Origin of the sequence: Kribbella qitaiheensis (assembly GCF_014217565.1) — a bacterium.
GTDB lineage: Bacteria > Actinomycetota > Actinomycetes > Propionibacteriales > Kribbellaceae > Kribbella > Kribbella qitaiheensis_A.
The window spans coordinates 7,790,547-7,807,517 of sequence record NZ_CP043661.1 but is presented as its reverse complement, the minus strand read 5'-3'; the positions used below and the strand labels follow the sequence as shown (position 1 = coordinate 7,807,517).

Here is a 16,971-nt window from a genome sequence, read left to right as displayed (position 1 = left end):
GCGCGCTTTGCGCCACCCAGCCATGTAGCCCTCCGGCCCCTCGAGCCGTGGACGGAAGCCGACGGCCGGGCCATCTTTCAGGAAGGGGTGTGATGGCGTCCAGCAGATTGCAGCTATGTGCAATTAGCGGCCGAGGATCTTGTACTTTGCTTCGGCGGTGGACTTTTGGGGTTCCCACCAAGGGGTGTTGGTCTTGTACCAGTTGATGGTGGCGGTGAGGCCGGCGTCGAAGTCGGCGTAGTTGGGTTGCCAGCCTAGTTCGGTGCGGATCTTGGTGGAGTTGTTGGAGTAGCGCAAATCGTGGCCGGGGCGGTCGTTGACGTGGACGTAGGCGTCGGACGGCTCGCCCATCAAGGTGAGGATCTTCTCGATGATCTGCTTGTTGCTGCGCTCGTCGCCGGAGCCGATCAGGTAGGTCTCGCCGAGGCGGCCGTCGGCGATGATGCGGTGGACGGCGTCGTTGTGGTCGTCGACGTGGGTCCATTCGCGGACGTTCTCGCCGGCGCCGTACAGCTTCGGCTTGTCCCCGATCAGGACGTTGGTGATCTGCCGCGGGATCAGCTTCTCGACGTGCTGGTACGGGCCGTAGTTGTTCGCGCAGTTCGAGAGCGTCGCGGCCACGCCGTACGACCGGGCCCAGGCGCGGACCAGCATGTCCGAGCTCGCCTTGCTGGCGGAGTACGGGCTGGAGGGGTCGTACGCCGTCTCTTCGGTGAACTGGTCGACCGAGTCCAGCGGCAGGTCGCCGAACACCTCGTCGGTGGAGATGTGGTGCATCCGCTTGTCGTACTTGCGGACTGCCTCCAGCAGCGTGAAGGTGCCGATGATGTTGCTCTTGATGAACGGCGACGGGTCGTTCAGCGAGTTGTCGACGTGCGACTCGGCCGCGAAGTGGACCAGGACGTCGGTGTTCGCGACCAGCTTGTCGACCAGCGCGGCGTCGCAGATGTCGCCGTGGACGAAGGTGACCTGCTCGGCGACCGGAGCCAGGTTGCTCTCGCTGCCGGCGTACGTGAGCGCGTCGAGCACGGTGATCTCCGTGTCGGGGTCGCGGCGCACCGCGTCGTGCACGAAGTTCGAGCCGATGAAGCCGGCGCCGCCGGTGATGAGCATCCGTCGCATCGGCACAGGATAGCGAGCAGCCGGGTGACCGATCACGCCGGTACGGTGACGCTATGCACAACGTCCGGGTGGTCTACCGCAAATATGACCAGAGGCTGCACTGGCATCAATGGATGCGGTATCTGGGCGAGGACTCGTACGGCGTCTGGCTCGGCGCGCCGGCCGATTCCGTCTCCCAGCGCGGAGAGGAGCCCGAGGTGCGGCACTCGCAGGCGCACGTGCAGCTGTTTCCGCGCGATCGCTGGTACACGGCGATCTTCAACGACGAGCCGCGGTCGACCGAGATCTACTGCGACCTCACCACGTCGGTGACATTCGGCGAGACCGAGTTCACGATGGTCGATCTCGACCTGGACGTGGTGAAGAAGCGCGACGGCACGGTCTACATCGACGACGAGGACGAGTTCGCCGAACACCAGGTCGCCTTCGGCTATCCCCGCGCCGTGATCGAGGCTGCCCGAAAAGAGTGCGACTGGCTGGTCCAGGCCGTCGCGACCGACGAGCCGTTCCTCACGACCTACAAGACCTGGCTCGACCAGGTCCGCTGAGTAGATGCTGCCGGGCTGGGCGTGGCTGAAGCCGCCCCGCCGCAGCCGCGGTCCCAGCCCGGCAACCGGACAATGATGGCCGATAGGGCGGCTCGCGGCAAACGCTTTGAGCTACGTCGAAGTGTCGGCACTCGCTGTAGTTCAGTGAGTACTCCGGTGGAGGGTGAGAGTGGTGTGGTCGAGGGTCAGGAGGTTGGGGATCCGGCCGTTCTGACCGGCGAACATGTCTGCCACTGGGGAAATGGTTAGGAAGAGAGACTTGCCGGCCGGTACGTCGACGGCGATGCCGGGGAGGTCGATCGAGCGGCGGGCGCCGCGGACGACCTTCTTCTCCCGCAGCGGCATCGTGTTGTTCTGAACGATCTTGGCGTCCAGCGGCGTGATACCGACGCTCAGTGCGAAGAACGCGCCCGCGTCCGGCAGCAGGCTGCTCACCCGAGCGTCGAGGCGTGGTACGCCGGCGATGGTGATCGGGCCCTTGGCGACCTCGACAGCTATCGGCAGACCCAGGTTGGCGCTGGTCGTCACCTTGCCGAGCCGGTACTGCTTGTTCGGAGTGAGACTTCGTTGACTCAGGCAACGACCGTCCGCGGTGGCGAGGTGGTAGCTGCCGAAGCCGGACAGGCCGGTGTTGCCGCCAACGAGGTTGAGATCCATGAACCGCTGCTCCAGCGCACCGAAGTTCGGACTGCCCAGCGCGATCGAGCAAGGATCGCCCGGCGTCGCGAAGCCCGGCGGCAGCACGCTCGGCAGCGTATGGCCGCCGTTGTAGCCAACGAAGATCGAGTGCGCCCGCGACCGCGGCGTGAGCGCCTGCTGGAAGTTCTGCAGGCCTTGGTTCAGGTTGAAGAGGTTGTCGGACAAGCCCTGACCGAAGAGCACCGGGATGTCCAGCTTCCGCCCGTGCGCGACGTGCCAGGCCGGACCGTTCTTCGCGAAGAACGCGTCGAGGTCCCGACCGGCCCTCCCCGTCGGCCAGGTGCCGGTCGTCATCAGATAGACGAAGGCCGCCGACACCGCCGGTGGCAGATGCGTACCACCGCCGGCGAACAGGATCGCCAGCCACATGGTCCGCGCGGCTTCGTCCGGGGCCAAGCTCTGCTTGAGGTCCCACCAGGTGATCTCCGGCGCCAGCGCGTCGAACCTGGTCCGGCCGCGGTCACGAAGCTCGGTGAAGGCACCTGCGAACTGGTAGCCGCCGCCGTACGAGCCGCCGATCGCGCCGATCAGCGGGTCACCCGGCCGTTGCTTGGTCACCCAATCCAGGGACGCGACGAAGTCGACCAGCTTGACCACGTCACGGCCTTCGTAATCCGGGTTCATCACATGTGCGACGCCGGTGCTCTCGCCGAAACTTCGCTGGTCGAAGCTGAGTACGCCGTACCCGGCGTCGAGCCAGGACTTGAAGGCGGCCGGGTCCTTCGTCCGGCTCCCGCCCCAGCCGTGGCTGTGGAAGATCAGCGGCACGGTATGCCCGGCCGATGCGCCCTCAGGTCTGAAGAGCGAGTAGCAGATCTGCACAGGCGTGGTCGTCCCTGGCTCCGGAACGCTCGCGACGCAGCCGTTCGTCGTTGTCTCCCCCGCGGCTACAGCAGGCGTCGCGGGCAGGACTGCGGTGGCCAAGAGAGCGAGAGCGACGGAGATTCGCAGAGCTGGGCGGCGGCTCATGATGACCCCTAGTGATCGACGCGTTCCGATGCGCTCACGCTAGACCAGCGGCCCCGCTCGGGCCAGCCCGAAATCCCTTCCCTGTGGACAACGTCCGCTGTGGGCGAACCAGCGCGACTAGCTGCGAGACTATGGCCGTGCATATCGCGATCATGGTGGTCGCTCTGGTCGCCGTGGTGGCGGCCGGGGCCGCGCTTGCCCGGCGTATCGGGGTGTCAGCGCCCCTGCTGCTCGTCGTCGTCGGTGTAGCGGCGTCCTATCTGCCGTTCGTCCCACAGATCGAGTTGTCGCACGAGGTGGTCCTGGTCGGCTTCCTGCCGCCGCTCCTGTACTCGGCTGCGATCAAGACGAGCCTCGTCGACTTCTCCAAGCACCGCCGCTCGATCGGCTTGCTCTCCGTCGGCCTGGTCGCGTTCACGACGATCGGCGTCGGCCTGGTGGCGTACTGGCTCCTTGGCAGCGCCGCCAAGTCGCAGGGTCTGGAGCCACTCCCCCTCTGGGCCGCCTTCGCCCTCGGGGCCGTCGTCGCCCCGCCAGACGCGGTCGCGGCAACAGCGATCGCGAGACGGGTCGGACTGCCGAGAAGGGTCGTCACGATCCTCGAAGGCGAGAGCCTGCTCAACGACGCGACCGCCCTGGTCGGCCTCCGTACTGCGATCGCCGCCGGCGCCGCGAGCATCGCCCTGATCCGTGGCGACGACTCGAGCGGCATCCACACCCCCACCCCGCTGAGTGTCGGACTCGACTTCCTCCTCGCGGCCGGTGGCGGCGTCGCGGTCGGCCTGATCGTGGCCATCGTGCTCGCCAAGATCCGCAAGCGGTTCACCGATCCGGTGCTCGACACGACGCTGAGCCTGACCGCACCGTTCATCGCCTACATCGCGGCCGAGGAGTTCCACGCTTCCGGCGTACTGTCCGTCGTCGTCACCGGCCTGCTGCTGGGGCACAAGGCGCCGATCATCCAGTCGGCCGCGTCCCGGATGTCCGAGCGCACCAACTGGCGCACGTTCCAGTTCCTGCTGGAGAACACCGTCTTCCTGTTGATCGGCCTGCAGACCCGGTGGATCCTCGAGGACGTCTCCCACAGCCCGTTGTCGGCCGGCACGATCACGATCGCCACTGTCGGCGTCTTCGTGGCCGTAGTGCTGCTTCGGCCGCTCTGGCTCTTCCCGGTCACTGTGCTCTCCCGGCGCATCCTCGGCCGGTCCCGGCCTGGACCGGTCAGCTGGCAGAGCCTGGTCGTCGTCTCCTGGGCAGGGATGCGCGGTGTGGTCACCCTCGCCGCGGTCTTCGTGCTGCCCGAGGAGACGCCGCATCGCGAAGTACTGGTGTTCATAGCACTAGCCGTGACCGCTGGAACTCTGCTGTTGCAGGGGTCCACCCTGCCTTGGCTCGTACGGCGTTTGCGCCTGCCCGGCCCGGATCCCGCAGAGGACGCGCTGCAGGAAGCCGCCGTACTGCAAGCAGCGCACAAGGCTGCCGAAGAGGAACTCGACCGATTGGCCACGCCGGACGATCCCCCAGCGGTGATCGCGCTGCTTCGCCAGCGAGGTGAGTCCCGCGCACAGGCCGCCTGGGAGCGACTCGGCCGGCCGGAAACGGAGTACGAGACTCCTAGCGAGGCCTACCGGCGGCTGCGGATGGCGATGCTGGAGGTCGAGCGCGGCCACATCCTCAAGGTCCGCGACGACGGCCTGGTCGCCGACGAGGTCCTGCAGCGGGCCCAGATCCAGCTCGACATCGAGGAGTCGATCCTCGACCGTGCCGAGGCCGACGACGTCGGCGGCCAGTCCGAATCGCTACGGATCCAGCAGGCGCCGGGCGCCGAGTGCGAGCATCTCGAGCAGGCTCCCTGCGTGCTGACGCCGAAAACCCCCGAAGGCTGCGAGGAATGTCTCGCGGAGGATGGCACCTGGGTGCATCTGCGGCTCTGTCTGCAGTGCGGCCACGTCGGCTGCTGCGACTCCTCCCCCGAACGCCATGCCAGCAAGCACTTCGAATCGACCCGTCACCCGGTGATGCGGAGCTTCGAACCGGGCGAGGACTGGCGCTGGTGCTTCGTCGACGAGAAGCTCGGCTGATGGCGGACTGCCTGTTCTGCTCGATCATCGCGGGGTCGACGTCGGCGCACATCGTCTACGAATCGCCCGAAGTGCTGGGATTCCTGGACATCCGGCCGGTGTTCAAAGGGCACACGTTGCTGGTCCCACGCGAGCACATCGCGACGATGGTCGAGCTGCCCGATGAGCTGACCGTTCCATTGTTCGGGGCGGCCCGCTCTGTGGCCGCGGCTGTGCGTACGGCGTACGAGGCTCAGGGGTCCTTTGTGGCCGTGAACAATGTTGTCTCGCAGTCGGTTCCGCACCTGCACGTCCACGTCGTACCGCGGACGAAGGGCGACGGGCTGCGGGGCTTCTTCTGGCCGCGCACCAAATACGCCGACGATGCCGAAGCGGCGTCGTACGCCGAGAAACTCCGGACAACCCTAGACAGCTGAGCGGCACTTCAAGGGTTTCTGAAGGCAGCAGACGCTGTTGCTCGAGAAGCTGAACACCCTCGGCTTCTGAGCTTGTGATCAGTCAGGTGGACCGCGGCCGAGCGGCTGGGGTCCACCTGCCCTTACCGCACGTCCCTATCCAGCCTGTCCTCCAACCGCTGAAGGGCACGCTCGACAGCGGCCCGTACTGCGTTGTCGGGATCGTCACGAAGCTCCTCAATGGCCGCGACGTGCTCGAACTCCCCCGCAGCGCCGACAGCCCGTACTGCGGTCGCGCGGACTCGCGGCAGGTCATCCGAGAGGAGCGGGAGCAGCGGCTCGACCAATTGGCCGAGCTCGCGTTGGGCCGTGATCCGCGCGACGTGCTCCCGGACCCGCCAGGCCGGATCGCCGGCCGCGATCAGCAGCGCGTCGACCACGTCGTCACGCCAGATGTAGAGGAACGGCCGAGCCGCCCACACCCGCACCCAGTAGTAGTTGACCGGATCGACCGGCCGGGACCAGCCGCCCGGATTCTGGCTGCCTGTGATGCTGACCAACTTCGGCAGCTCCCGGCCGAAGGCGTCCTCGCCGGAGATCTCGCCGGTGAGCAGCGCGACGCACCAGTCGATCACCTTGTCCTCACCGTGCTCGGCGCAGGCCGCCATGATCACCTCGCGCGGATGCTCCCGGTCAGCCATGGGTCCAGTAGATCCCGGACCGCCGACAATTTTTCCGACACCAGGTCACCTTCAGCAAAGGCAAGGACCGGTTTGACGTCAACTGGCGGCCGGTGTCCCGGTGCCGGCCGGCTTCGACCCGAAGCCGGTCGTCCCCAAGAACGTGCTCGACCGCTACCAGGTCGGAGCGGAAGTCGCCAAGGCGGTCAGCTGCGGCTGGCTCGATCAGTGGACCAAGGCGAAGAAGTCGGGCGACGCCGCCAAGGCCCGGGAAGCCGTGGCGGCGATGAAGACGAGCCACTCCTGGAAGTTCCTCCAGCAGATGAATGCCGCGGGCGACTATCCGGAGGCGGTCTGGCAGTACGCCGACGCGATCCTCAAGGACCAGGTTCCCGCCGGGTACCAGCAGGGCCTCGGCTGCCGCTGACCGGCACGGAGCGGCCAACCGGGCGGTCGCCGTACTGGTGAACAACGCAAAGAGGCCGGCCCGAAACGGGCCGGCCTCTCTGGTGCTCGATCAGTTGGCGATGAGCGAGCGCAGTACGTACTGCAGGATGCCGCCGTTGCGGTAGTAGTCCGCCTCGCCGGGGGTGTCGATCCGTACGACGGCGTCGAACTCCTTCGTCGACCCGTCGGTGCCGGTGACCTTGACCTTGACCGTGCGTGGGACGTCGCCGTCGTTCAGGGCGGTGACGCCGCTGATGTCGAAGGTCTCCTCGCCCGTCAGTCCGAGGGACTCCGCGTTCTCGCCCTCGGGGAACTGCAGCGGCAGGACGCCCATGCCGATCAGGTTCGACCGGTGGATGCGCTCGAAGGACTCGGTGATGACCGCCTTCGCGCCGAGCAGCGCCGTGCCCTTCGCGGCCCAGTCGCGTGACGAGCCCGAGCCGTACTCCTTGCCGGCCAGGATCACCAGCGGCGTACCGGCTTCGGCGTACGCTTCGGCGGCCTCGTAGATCGAGGTGACCGGGGCGTCGTCCTTGGTGAAGTCGCGGGTGAAGCCGCCCTCGGTGCCCGGTGCGATCTGGTTGCGCAGCCGGATGTTGGCGAACGTGCCCCGGATCATCACCTCGTGGTTGCCACGACGCGAGCCGTACGAGTTGAAGTCCTTGCGGTCGACGCCGTGCTCGGCCAGGTACTTGCCGGCCGGGCCGTCGGCCTTGATCGCACCGGCCGGGGAGATGTGGTCGGTGGTGACCGAGTCGCCCAGCTTCGCCAGCACCCGCGCACCGGCGATGTCCGTCACCGGCGACGGCTCCTTGGCCATCCCGTCGAAGTACGGAGGCTTGCGCACGTACGTCGAGTCGTCGGCCCAGTCGAACGTCTTACCCTCGGGCGTCGGCAGCGACTGCCAGCGCTCGTCACCGGCGAACACGTCGGCGTAGTCCTTGGTGAACATCTCCTTGCTGATCGAGGAGGCGATCACCTTCTCGACCTCGTCCGCGGCCGGCCAGATGTCCTTGAGGAACACGTCGTTGCCGTCCGTGTCCTTGCCCAGGGCATCGGTCTCGAAGTCGAAGTCCATCGTCCCGGCCAGCGCGTAGGCGATCACCAGCGGCGGCGAGGCGAGGTAGTTCATCTTCACGTCGGGGTTGATCCGGCCCTCGAAGTTCCGGTTGCCGGACAGCACCGAGACGACGGCCAGGTCGGCTTCCTGGACACCGGCCGAGACCTCCTCGGGCAGCGGGCCCGAGTTGCCGATGCAGGTGGTGCAGCCGTAGCCGACCAGGTGGAAACCGAGCTTCTCGAGGTACGGCGTGACGCCGGCCTTGTCGTAGTAGTCGGTGACGACCTTCGAACCCGGCGCCAGCGAGGTCTTCACCCACGGCTTGGAGGTCAGGCCCTTGTCGACCGCGTTCTTCGCGAGCAGCGCGGCCGCGAGCATCACCGATGGGTTCGAGGTGTTGGTGCAGGAGGTGATGCTGGCGATCACGACGTGGCCGTGGTCGAGCTCGGTCTCCTGGCCGTTCAGGGTGATCTTGGTCTTCTTCGACGTCCGGCCGTCGGCGCCGTGCGGCACGTGCGGCTCGTCGTTGGTGTTGCCGTGACCGTTCGGCGCGTCACTGGCCGGGAAGCTGCCGAGCTCGGACGGGTCGACGTCCAGCTCCTCGGTGGCGTAGTCGACCAGCGCACCGCGGAAGGCTTCCTTGGCCTCGCTCAGCGCGACCCGGTCCTGCGGCCGCTTCGGACCGGCGATCGACGGGACGACGGTGGACAGGTCCAGCTCGAGGTACTCCGAGAAGCGCGGCTCGACCGACTGGTCGTGCCACAGGCCCTGCTCCTTGGCGTAGGCCTCGACCAGGGCGACGTCCTCGTCGCTGCGGCCGGTCAGCCGCAGGTAGTCCAGCGTCACGTCGTCGATCGGGAAGATCGCGCAGGTGGAGCCGAACTCCGGGCTCATGTTGCCGATCGTGGCGCGGTTGGCCAGCGGCACCGCCGCGACACCCTCGCCGTAGAACTCGACGAACTTGCCGACCACGCCGTGCTTGCGCAACTGCTGGGTGATGGTGAGCACCACGTCGGTCGCGGTCGCACCGGCCGGCACCGAGCCGGTCAGCTTGAAGCCGACGACCTTCGGGATCAGCATGCTCACCGGCTGGCCGAGCATCGCGGCCTCGGCCTCGATACCGCCGACGCCCCAGCCGAGCACGCCCAGGCCGTTGACCATCGTGGTGTGGCTGTCGGTGCCGACGCAGGTGTCCGGGTACGCAGTCACAGTAGAGCCGTCGCGGCGCGTCATAACAGTCCGGGCGAGGTGCTCGATGTTCACCTGGTGCACGATGCCGGTGCCCGGCGGGACGACCTTGAAGTCGTCGAACGCGGTCTGGCCCCAACGCAGGAACTGGTACCGCTCGCCGTTGCGCTGGTACTCGAACTCGACGTTGCGCTCGAAGGCGTCCGCCCGGCCGAACACGTCGGTGATGACGGAGTGGTCGATCACCAGCTCGGCGGGAGCCAGCGGGTTCACCTTGGTCGGGTCGCCACCGAGCTCGGCGACGGCCTCACGCATGGTGGCGAGGTCGACGACACACGGCACACCGGTGAAGTCCTGCATGATCACCCGCGCCGGAGTGAACTGGATCTCGGTGTCGGGCGCCGCGTTCGCGTCCCAGCTGCCGAGCTTGTTGATGTGCTCGGCGGTGATGTTCGCGCCGTCCTCGGTGCGCAGCAGGTTCTCGAGCAGCACCTTGAGCGAGTAGGGCAGCGTCTCCGCACCCTCGATCCCCGCCAACCTGAAGATCTCGTACGACTTTCCGTTGACTTCAAGTGCACCCTTGGCACCGAAGCTGTCGACGCTGGCCATCAACCTGCTCCTCTATCCGGTCCTGTGTCCGATCCCGTACCCACTGAGCCCATCCTGCCGAGCCTTCAGCCCAGCCGAAAGGTCAGGTTCCCCTAACCTCCCTCACAAACTCTCTCGACATCAAGATACACGACATCGAGCCACTTCCGGCACCTCACCTCACGCCGGCCGCGATTCGCATCCCGAGGTCCTCAACTTCGTCGAGCAGATCGGACGCTCCCCAGATCTGATTGCGCACCCGCCTGATCAGCGGGCGGATCACGCCGGTCTCTTCGAGCCTCTCGATCGCGGCGTAGACACTGCTGGTCGAACCTCCGATGGCCTGCTCTGCTTCCGCTGCGGAGAAGACCGGAGTGGCGATCAGCCCGTCCAAGAGCCTCGTTGCGGCGCTACCGCGGCGGGCGCCAACCGCCTCCTGCCAGAGGTCCGGCAACTCTGCGATCCTGCGGGCAGTTGCCTGCGACTCTCGCGCCGCGACCGTTGCGGGCCCGCACGAAAGCCAGGATCAGCGGCTCGATCCGGCCGACGCGATACGAGCCGAGATGATCGAAGTACTCCTCACGGCGCGCGACCAGTCCCGATGCGATGGGCACCACCACCCGACTGGTGGCGCCGCGACGCCGCAGTACGGCGTTGATGAGTGCCCGCCCGATTCGCCCGTTGCCATCGGTGAACGGATGGATCGACTCGAACTGAGCGTGTACGACGGCAGCCTGGGCCAACACCGGCAGGTCTGTCCGGTTGGCGAAAGCGATCAGGTCGATCATGTAGTCGTCGACCGTCTCCGGCGCCGGCGGCACATACCAGGCGATGCGGGGCGAATAGTCGCTGCCACCGATCCAGTTCTGCATGTCGCGGAAGCGGCCCGCATAGGCACGGTCATGCGGATCGTCGATCATCAATGCCCGATGAGCCGCCAGCACTTGGTTCAGCTCGAGTTCGGCTCCGTTGTCGACGGAGTTGATCAGCGCTGTCAGCGCTGCGGTCGCGGCGACCATGGACGTCGCGGACGGATTGGACTTGATCCCGTGCAGCGCACGAGCAAAGTCGTCCAGCGACGCCTCGATGTGCTCGATCCTCGAGGAGGCGACCGACTCGGTCCGCAACAAGAGCGTTTCGAGAGCCTTCAGCTCGGCACCCTGCGCGAAGTCGAGCCCGGCGATTTCCCGAACACAGGCTTCCATCGATGCAGCCACCGCTGGCGCTATCTTCACCTCGAGCTCGGCGATCAGCGGCGGTCGTATCGTGACCACTTCACTCAGCGTGCGGTCTTCGATGGTCCCGCCGCGATGAGCCTGCCGCCACGGTCGCACTTCCGGCCGATGGGCCGGCCAAGCGCCGTGCGCCTGATCGAGTGAAGCCACTTCATCGCCCTAAGTCGGAACAAGGCCGGAGTTATTCCGACTTAGCTACCTTAACTCGGAATATCTGATTCGCGATTCCGACGGCGGGGATTCGCGCTGACCGCTCTGTTGATGAGCGGCGTGCGGACTCACGAGACCTGGGGTAGGACTTCGGAGGCGATCAGGTCGAGGTGGTCCAGGTCGGCGAGGTCGAGGATCTGAACGTAGTGGCGCTGGGAGCCGGCGGCCGCTAGGCGACCCAGGTTGTCGGCGACCTCGGCCGGCGTACCGACGATCGAGCCGTCGCCGGGGTTCTCCGGGTCGCGACCGATCACGGCGCAGCGGCGCTTCACCTCGGCGTCATCCTTGCCGACGACGACCGTGTGCGCTGCGGACAGGACCATCGTCTCGGGATCGCGGCCGATCGCCTCGCAGGCCTTGCGGACCCTGGCGAAACGCGCTGCCGTCTCCTCGACGTTCGAGAAGCCGGCGTTGAACTCGGCCGCGTACTTCGCCGTGAGCTCCGGCGTACGCTTCTTGCCCGCGCCGCCGACGATGATCGGCGGGTGCGGCTGCTGGACCGGCTTCGGCAGGGCCGGCGAGTCCTTCAACTGGTAGTGCTTGCCCGCGAAGTCGTACTTCTCCCCCGCCGGCGTGTCCCACAGCCCGCTGATCACCTCGAGCTGCTCGCTGAGCAGGTCGAACCGCCCGACGGTGTCGGGGAAATCGAGCCCGTACGCCGCGTGCTCGGCCTCGAACCAGCCGGCGCCGAGCCCCAGTTCGGCGCGGCCGCCGCTCATCTGGTCGACTCCGGCGACCGTGATCGCCAGCACGCCGGGGTGGCGGAAGGTGACCGGGCTGACCAAGGTGCCGAGCTTGATCCGCTTGGTCTCACGGGCGAGTCCAGCGAGGGTGATCCAGGCGTCGGACGGTCCCGGCAGGCCGTCCCCGTCGCCCATCGCGAGGTAGTGGTCGGAACGGAAGAAGGCGTCGAATCCGCACTCCTCGGTCCGCTGCGCGACCGCGAGCAGATCGTCGTACGAGGCGCCTTGCTGGGGTTCGGTGAAGATCCTGAGCAACATACGGATAACGCTATCTCGCCGTTGTGTACAACTTCTCCAGGTACGACGGTTGCCAGTCCGGACCGCGTCCGTTCAGCCGCCGGACCAGGCCGTGGACGTCGAGTCGCTGCTCGATCGGGTGGTCCCACCACTCCGGAACCTGGTCGTACCACCGGTCGATCCGCAGCGTCCGCCCGGCGGCATCGAAGCGCGCGAACAGCCACGCGCCCTGCTCACTCTGCGACTCCGCGGTCCAGAGGTCACCGAGCAGCTCAGCAAGCCGCTCCGCGCCGTACTGCGGGTCGTCGACCTCCGGCGGCTCCAGATCGAACCGGTACGACGGGTTGCCGGGATCCAGCACCTGCACCTGGATCGTGAACCCGGACGGAACGACCTTGGTCCGCGCCCGGCACCACTCGCGCAAGGCCACGAGCGCGGCAGACTCCTTCGGCCGCGGCCGAGGGCGCTCGTACTCCGCCCGCATAGCCTCCTCGATCGACCCAGGCAACGGCTCCACCTTGGGCGCATCCGCCCCCACCAGCCCGAGCCCAGGGATCGCCATCCCTCCCGACTCCACCGGCGGCGCCACCAACCGCTCCGGCTCCTCCACCGACTCAACCTCAACCGCTCCGACCGATCCGGCTGCCTCGGCCAACCCTGTCCTGGGCGACCGTGCCGCTTCGGCCAGCTCTACGTTCGCGCTCCCGGGCGCGTCGTGGTTTGCCGCGGTGAGCATCTCCGCACGCGTGGCTTCCGCCGCTGAATCGGCGAACTGCTCCGGCTGGACGGGCTCGCCCCACTCGCCGACACTCTCACCGTCAACCTGACCTTCAGCCTGCCCATCCCACCCAGCGACGGACTGCTCGACCTCAAGTTCGTCTTCGGCTTCCAAGCGCTGATCCTGGCCCCGACCATCTTCGAACCGCTCCGCCCGCGAACCGTCGAGGGAGTCGTACCGCTCGTCGACTCCCTCCGCCTGCGGACCGCCAAGCGAGTCAACCCGCTGATCCGCGTCGAAGACCCGGCCGTCCCGAGCCTCTTCCGAACGCCCATCCGGACCGTCATCCCGAACGGCCTCGATCTCCGCCGTCACATCAAAGTCCGAACCCGCCGACTCAACGTCTGCACCCTCCGGCGCGGAGGCGGTGTCAGAGGTCGACGTCGCGCCCGCGTCAGGTGCTGACGCTGCACCCGCGGCGAAGCCGGGATCGGGTGCGGACGCTGGGTCCACAGCGAAGCCGGAGTCAGCTGCGGATGTTGTGCCCGCGGCGAAACCAGAGTCAGGTGCGGACGCTGCGCCCGCGGCGAAGCCGGGATCGGGGGCTGAGGTTCCGTCCGGCGTGGAAGTGGGGTCGTGTGAGGCGGTCTCTGAGTGAGCGGGGGTTTCGAGTTCAACCCGGTGGTCGGACGCTCGCGGGGTGGCCGGGCGGGTGGCTGTTCGCGGGTCGACGTGGTCGATCGATGTTTGTGCGTTTGCGTGGTCGGCAGATGGTTGTACGTCGGCGAGGTCGCCCGATGACTGTGGGGCGGCGAGGTCGGCCGATGACTGTGGGGCGGCGAGGTCGGCCGAGGTTTGTGGGGCGGCGTGGTCGGCGGGGGTTTGTGGGTTGGTGGGGTGGGTGGCGGGAGGTTCGGGGTCGCCTAGTTGGTCGGCGGTCCAGTCGCCGCCGCCGATGAGTTCGTCGTGGAAGACCTCGCCGCCGAGCTCGTACCCGTGCTCCCCCGGCTGCAGATCCGCCGGATCGATCGGCCTGAACCCGTTGGTGAGCATCGGCAATTCGCGCCCGTACCCGGCGTCGTCCCCGCGCTCGCTCGTAGTCGCGAACGGCGACTCGCCACCACCAGGCGCGAACGGCGAGACGTCAGTCGGGTAGTACTCCTCCTCCTCGACCTCGTCCCCATCAACCGCCTGCAACCCAGCCGTATCGTCCGCATCACCCGCAGCCGCCTGACCCAGCCCGGCTCGCTCGGCTCCAACCGCACTAACCGCATCACCCGCGGCCGCCTGGTCCATCCCGGCTCCAGTCGCATCACCCGCAGCCGCCTGACCCAGCCCACCGCCCTCGGCCCCAACCGCACCCGCCTGACCCAGCCCACCGCCCTCGGCCCCAACCGCACCCGCCTGACCCCGCGCAGCTCGCTCGGCGCCAGCCGCATGAACCTCAGCCTCTGTCTCTGGGCCGCGGTCCCAATCCTCGCCAGTCCGAGCACCCATCGCAGCGCCTGCAGGATCCGCGTCCCCGTCCGCCCCTGCGTCAGTTGCCCGTACGTCGTGGTCGGCACCCTCGCCGCGAGACCCGAAGGACTCGCCGTCGTCCGTGCGCACCTCCGAGGCGGCATCACCCGCTAGCGCATCCACCTGAGCGCCTGCGGCGAACTGTGCCGACGCAGTGCTAGCACCTTCGTCACCGGGCGCCACTTGGGCGCCATCAACCACGGCCTCAATCTCAGCCGTAGGCGCATCATCATCCCCACCGGCCAGGGCCGCAGACACTTGGTCGTCCTGAGCACCGGCAGAGCGCCCAGGAGCAAACGGCGACGACTGGGGCGGCTGCGAGCCGGATGACTCGCCCCGGTCAACGGGCCAAGCGGAAGCGGACTGATCCGCCTCAGCAACACCAGGAGTCGCAGGCGCGAACGGCGAGGACTGGGGCGTCTGCGGCGTGGGCGACTCGGACTCGTCAGTCGGCCAGGTCGGATCTGCCTGGTCCGCCTCGGCTGCGGCAGGAGACGCCGGCGCGAACGGCGAGGGGTGGGACGCGTTCGGGACGGGCGGCTCGGCGTGGTCGGCCGGCCAAGTGGGAGCGGTGTGGTCCGTCTCGGCGGTGGGCGATGCGGGTGCGAAGGGGGACCGCTGGGAGGCGGAGAGCTCGGGTTGGTCGGTGGGCCAGGTGGGGGCTGTCTGGTCGGGCTGGAGGGCCGTGGCGGGCGCAGACGAGAGAGGTGAGGGCTGGTGGGCCTCGGGGGCGTTGTCGTCTTCGACGGGTGAGAGGACGCCGGTGTCGTCGGACGGGGAGGCGGGAGTGTGGGTGAGCGGGGTGAAGGGGCTGGGGGTGTCGGCTGACCAGTCTGAGGCTACGTCGGTGGGGACATCGGGGGTGTAGGACGCGGCGGCGGGGGCGTCTGCGAACAGGCTTGCGTAGAAGTCCTCGCCGTCTTCTACCGGTCCGCCGACGCGGGGCGGCTCGGCGGCGGGCAGGCGGCGGTTGCCGAGGTAGTGCTCCGGTGAGGTCTCCCCTGGCTCGTCGTCCTCCGACGCGTACTCGTACGGCGCCTGCTGGTACCCGTACGGCGGTTGCTCGTACGCAGCGGGCTGTCCCTGCTCGTACTGGCCATACGGCGTTTGCTCGGGCTGCTCGTACGTGGCGGGCTGGTCCTGCGACTGCCCCTGGTCGTAGTCGCCCTGGCCGTACGGCTGACCTTGGGCGTACTGCTCGGGATCCGGGTGCTCTTCGTAGTGCTGATCCTGGGGTGGCTCGGAGGGCCCGACCAGGCCTAGAGCGGCGAGGGAGTCGTTCTCCTCGTGCTTCTTCTTCCGGCCGAACCGGCGTTGCTTCTTCCCCGTGACGCCGTAGCCGTCCGGCTCAGGCTCCGGCGATGGTTGGGGCTGTGGTTCCGGCAATGGCTCGGGCTGTGGTTCCGGCGTGAACGGCTCGCCGATTATCTGGTCGCCGTCGATCAACTGCCCCGTGAACGGGCTGACGCCCGGCGGGACAACGAAGAGTTCTTCCTCGGCGACGTCGTCCTCGACCGGCTCCACATAGCCGGTCGTCTCCCCCGACCCCGCGAACCCGTCATCAAAACCCTCAGCCGCCGCACGCCCAACCATCTCGCCGTACTCCGGCTGCTCGCCATATGCCCGAGGCTGCTCGCCGTACTCCGGCTGCTCGCCGTACGCCGCAGGCTGCTCGCCGTATTCCGGCTGCTCGCCGTACACCTCCGGCTGCTCGCCATACGTCTCCGCCTGTCCGTACCCCGGCGCCTCGGCGTACTCCGCGTAGGTCGGCGCATCGGCGTACGCGGCCGACATCCGCCCGGTGCGGCCAAGATTCTCCGCGTCCAGCGCACCGGCCGCGACAACCCCGGCGCCGAACGCCGCTGCCGCTGCCAAAGCGCCCCGGAGATCCGGATCCTGCGGCGACCGAGGCCCGATCCCAAGCCGTTCGAACAAATCCCGCAGCACATCGCCCGTCAGCCCCGACGACCCCGCAGTACGGATCAACGCGACCCCGACCGGCAGCAACTCATCCAGGCCGCCCAAATAGTCGGTCCACTCGGCGGCCCACTCGATCAGCTCGCGAGCGGCGGCCTCGTCCGAGGTCACCCATTGGGCGATCGGCGCGAAGCCGTCGTCGAGCGGCTGCCACGGATCGCCCGGATAGGCCGCCCGCGCCCAGGTCCCGTTGAAGCTGCCGTAGACGAACCCGAGCTGCCCGGCCGCCATCCGCCGCTTGACCTCGGGCTGGCCGATCCACTCCGGCGACCCGGCCAGCAGGTCGGCGCCCGCCGTACCGCTGTGCTGGGTGTGGAACCCGAAAAGGACCGCCCGCGCACCGTCCAGCCGGAGCATCCGCAGGTCGGATCCGGTCTCGTCCTGGTGGTACCAGCCGTTGTCGTCGGCGTACCAACGGCGGTCGAACCCGGTGGCATGGGCCACCGCAGCGAGCGCGCTCCAACGGGCGCGCAGCTCGGCTGGGTCATCCAGGTCGACGAGCGGCATCGAAGTACCAATCCTGCTCAGGGGTCAATCCAGCCCTGAACGGTACCCG

At 67.9% G+C, this 16,971-nt stretch carries 12 protein-coding genes; 4 read left to right on the top strand and 8 right to left on the bottom strand.

Annotated features, from left to right (window positions below; translation table 11 throughout):
• Positions 1 to 123 precede the first annotated feature (123 nt).
• Positions 124 to 1,122 carry a dTDP-glucose 4,6-dehydratase gene (gene rfbB, locus F1D05_RS36935; RefSeq protein WP_206685983.1) on the bottom strand — a complete coding sequence of 333 codons (999 nt, stop codon included), beginning with the start codon at positions 1,120 to 1,122 and terminating at the stop codon, positions 124 to 126.
• A gap of 53 nt (positions 1,123 to 1,175) precedes the next feature.
• Here rfbB and F1D05_RS36930 point away from each other — a divergent pair, with 53 nt between their 5' ends.
• Positions 1,176 to 1,670, top strand: a complete 495-nt coding sequence (locus tag F1D05_RS36930; protein ID WP_185444861.1) for a DUF402 domain-containing protein — start codon at positions 1,176 to 1,178, stop codon at positions 1,668 to 1,670.
• 141 nt (positions 1,671 to 1,811) lie between these two features.
• Here F1D05_RS36930 and F1D05_RS36925 read toward each other — a convergent pair whose 3' ends face one another.
• On the bottom strand, positions 1,812 to 3,338 hold the full coding sequence (locus F1D05_RS36925) for a CocE/NonD family hydrolase (protein ID WP_185444860.1): 1,527 nt from the start codon (positions 3,336 to 3,338) through the stop codon (positions 1,812 to 1,814).
• A 131-nt stretch (positions 3,339 to 3,469) separates the two neighbouring features.
• On the opposite strand from F1D05_RS36925, the gene F1D05_RS36920 reads away from it, so the two are divergent.
• Positions 3,470 to 5,419, top strand: coding sequence for a Na+/H+ antiporter (locus F1D05_RS36920; RefSeq protein ID WP_185444859.1), 1,950 nt, complete (start codon positions 3,470 to 3,472; stop codon positions 5,417 to 5,419).
• On the top strand, positions 5,419 to 5,835 hold the full coding sequence (locus F1D05_RS36915; protein WP_185444858.1) for an HIT family protein: 417 nt from the start codon (positions 5,419 to 5,421) through the stop codon (positions 5,833 to 5,835). The genes F1D05_RS36920 and F1D05_RS36915 overlap by 1 nt, the downstream gene beginning before the upstream one ends.
• A 122-nt stretch (positions 5,836 to 5,957) precedes the next feature.
• Here the strand turns inward: F1D05_RS36915 and F1D05_RS36910 are convergent, their stop codons facing one another.
• Positions 5,958 to 6,515, bottom strand: coding sequence for a HEAT repeat domain-containing protein (locus F1D05_RS36910; protein WP_185444857.1), 558 nt, complete (start codon positions 6,513 to 6,515; stop codon positions 5,958 to 5,960).
• 100 nt (positions 6,516 to 6,615) lie between these two features.
• Between F1D05_RS36910 and F1D05_RS36905 the strand changes: the two genes are divergently transcribed.
• Positions 6,616 to 6,921 (top strand): hypothetical protein, encoded by a 306-nt coding sequence (locus tag F1D05_RS36905; RefSeq protein WP_185444856.1) that lies wholly within the window; start codon positions 6,616 to 6,618, stop codon positions 6,919 to 6,921.
• 90 nt (positions 6,922 to 7,011) lie between these two features.
• On the opposite strand, the gene acnA is transcribed toward F1D05_RS36905, so the two are convergent.
• The 5 genes from acnA to F1D05_RS36885 all read right to left on the bottom strand — a co-directional run bounded on the left by acnA (position 7,012) and on the right by F1D05_RS36885 (position 16,922).
• On the bottom strand, positions 7,012 to 9,798 hold the full coding sequence (acnA, locus tag F1D05_RS36900; RefSeq protein WP_185444855.1) for an aconitate hydratase AcnA: 2,787 nt from the start codon (positions 9,796 to 9,798) through the stop codon (positions 7,012 to 7,014).
• A 154-nt stretch (positions 9,799 to 9,952) separates the two neighbouring features.
• Entirely contained in the window at positions 9,953 to 10,171 is a 219-nt protein-coding gene (locus F1D05_RS39300; protein WP_206685982.1) for a hypothetical protein, read from the bottom strand.
• A gap of 16 nt (positions 10,172 to 10,187) precedes the next feature.
• Positions 10,188 to 11,051, bottom strand: coding sequence for a Fic family protein (locus tag F1D05_RS36895; protein ID WP_206685981.1), 864 nt, complete (start codon positions 11,049 to 11,051; stop codon positions 10,188 to 10,190).
• A gap of 239 nt (positions 11,052 to 11,290) precedes the next feature.
• Positions 11,291 to 12,223, bottom strand: a complete 933-nt coding sequence (locus tag F1D05_RS36890) for an LLM class F420-dependent oxidoreductase (protein WP_185444854.1) — start codon at positions 12,221 to 12,223, stop codon at positions 11,291 to 11,293.
• 10 nt (positions 12,224 to 12,233) lie between these two features.
• Positions 12,234 to 16,922, bottom strand: coding sequence for a hypothetical protein (locus tag F1D05_RS36885; protein ID WP_185444853.1), 4,689 nt, complete (start codon positions 16,920 to 16,922; stop codon positions 12,234 to 12,236).
• Positions 16,923 to 16,971 lie beyond the last annotated feature (49 nt).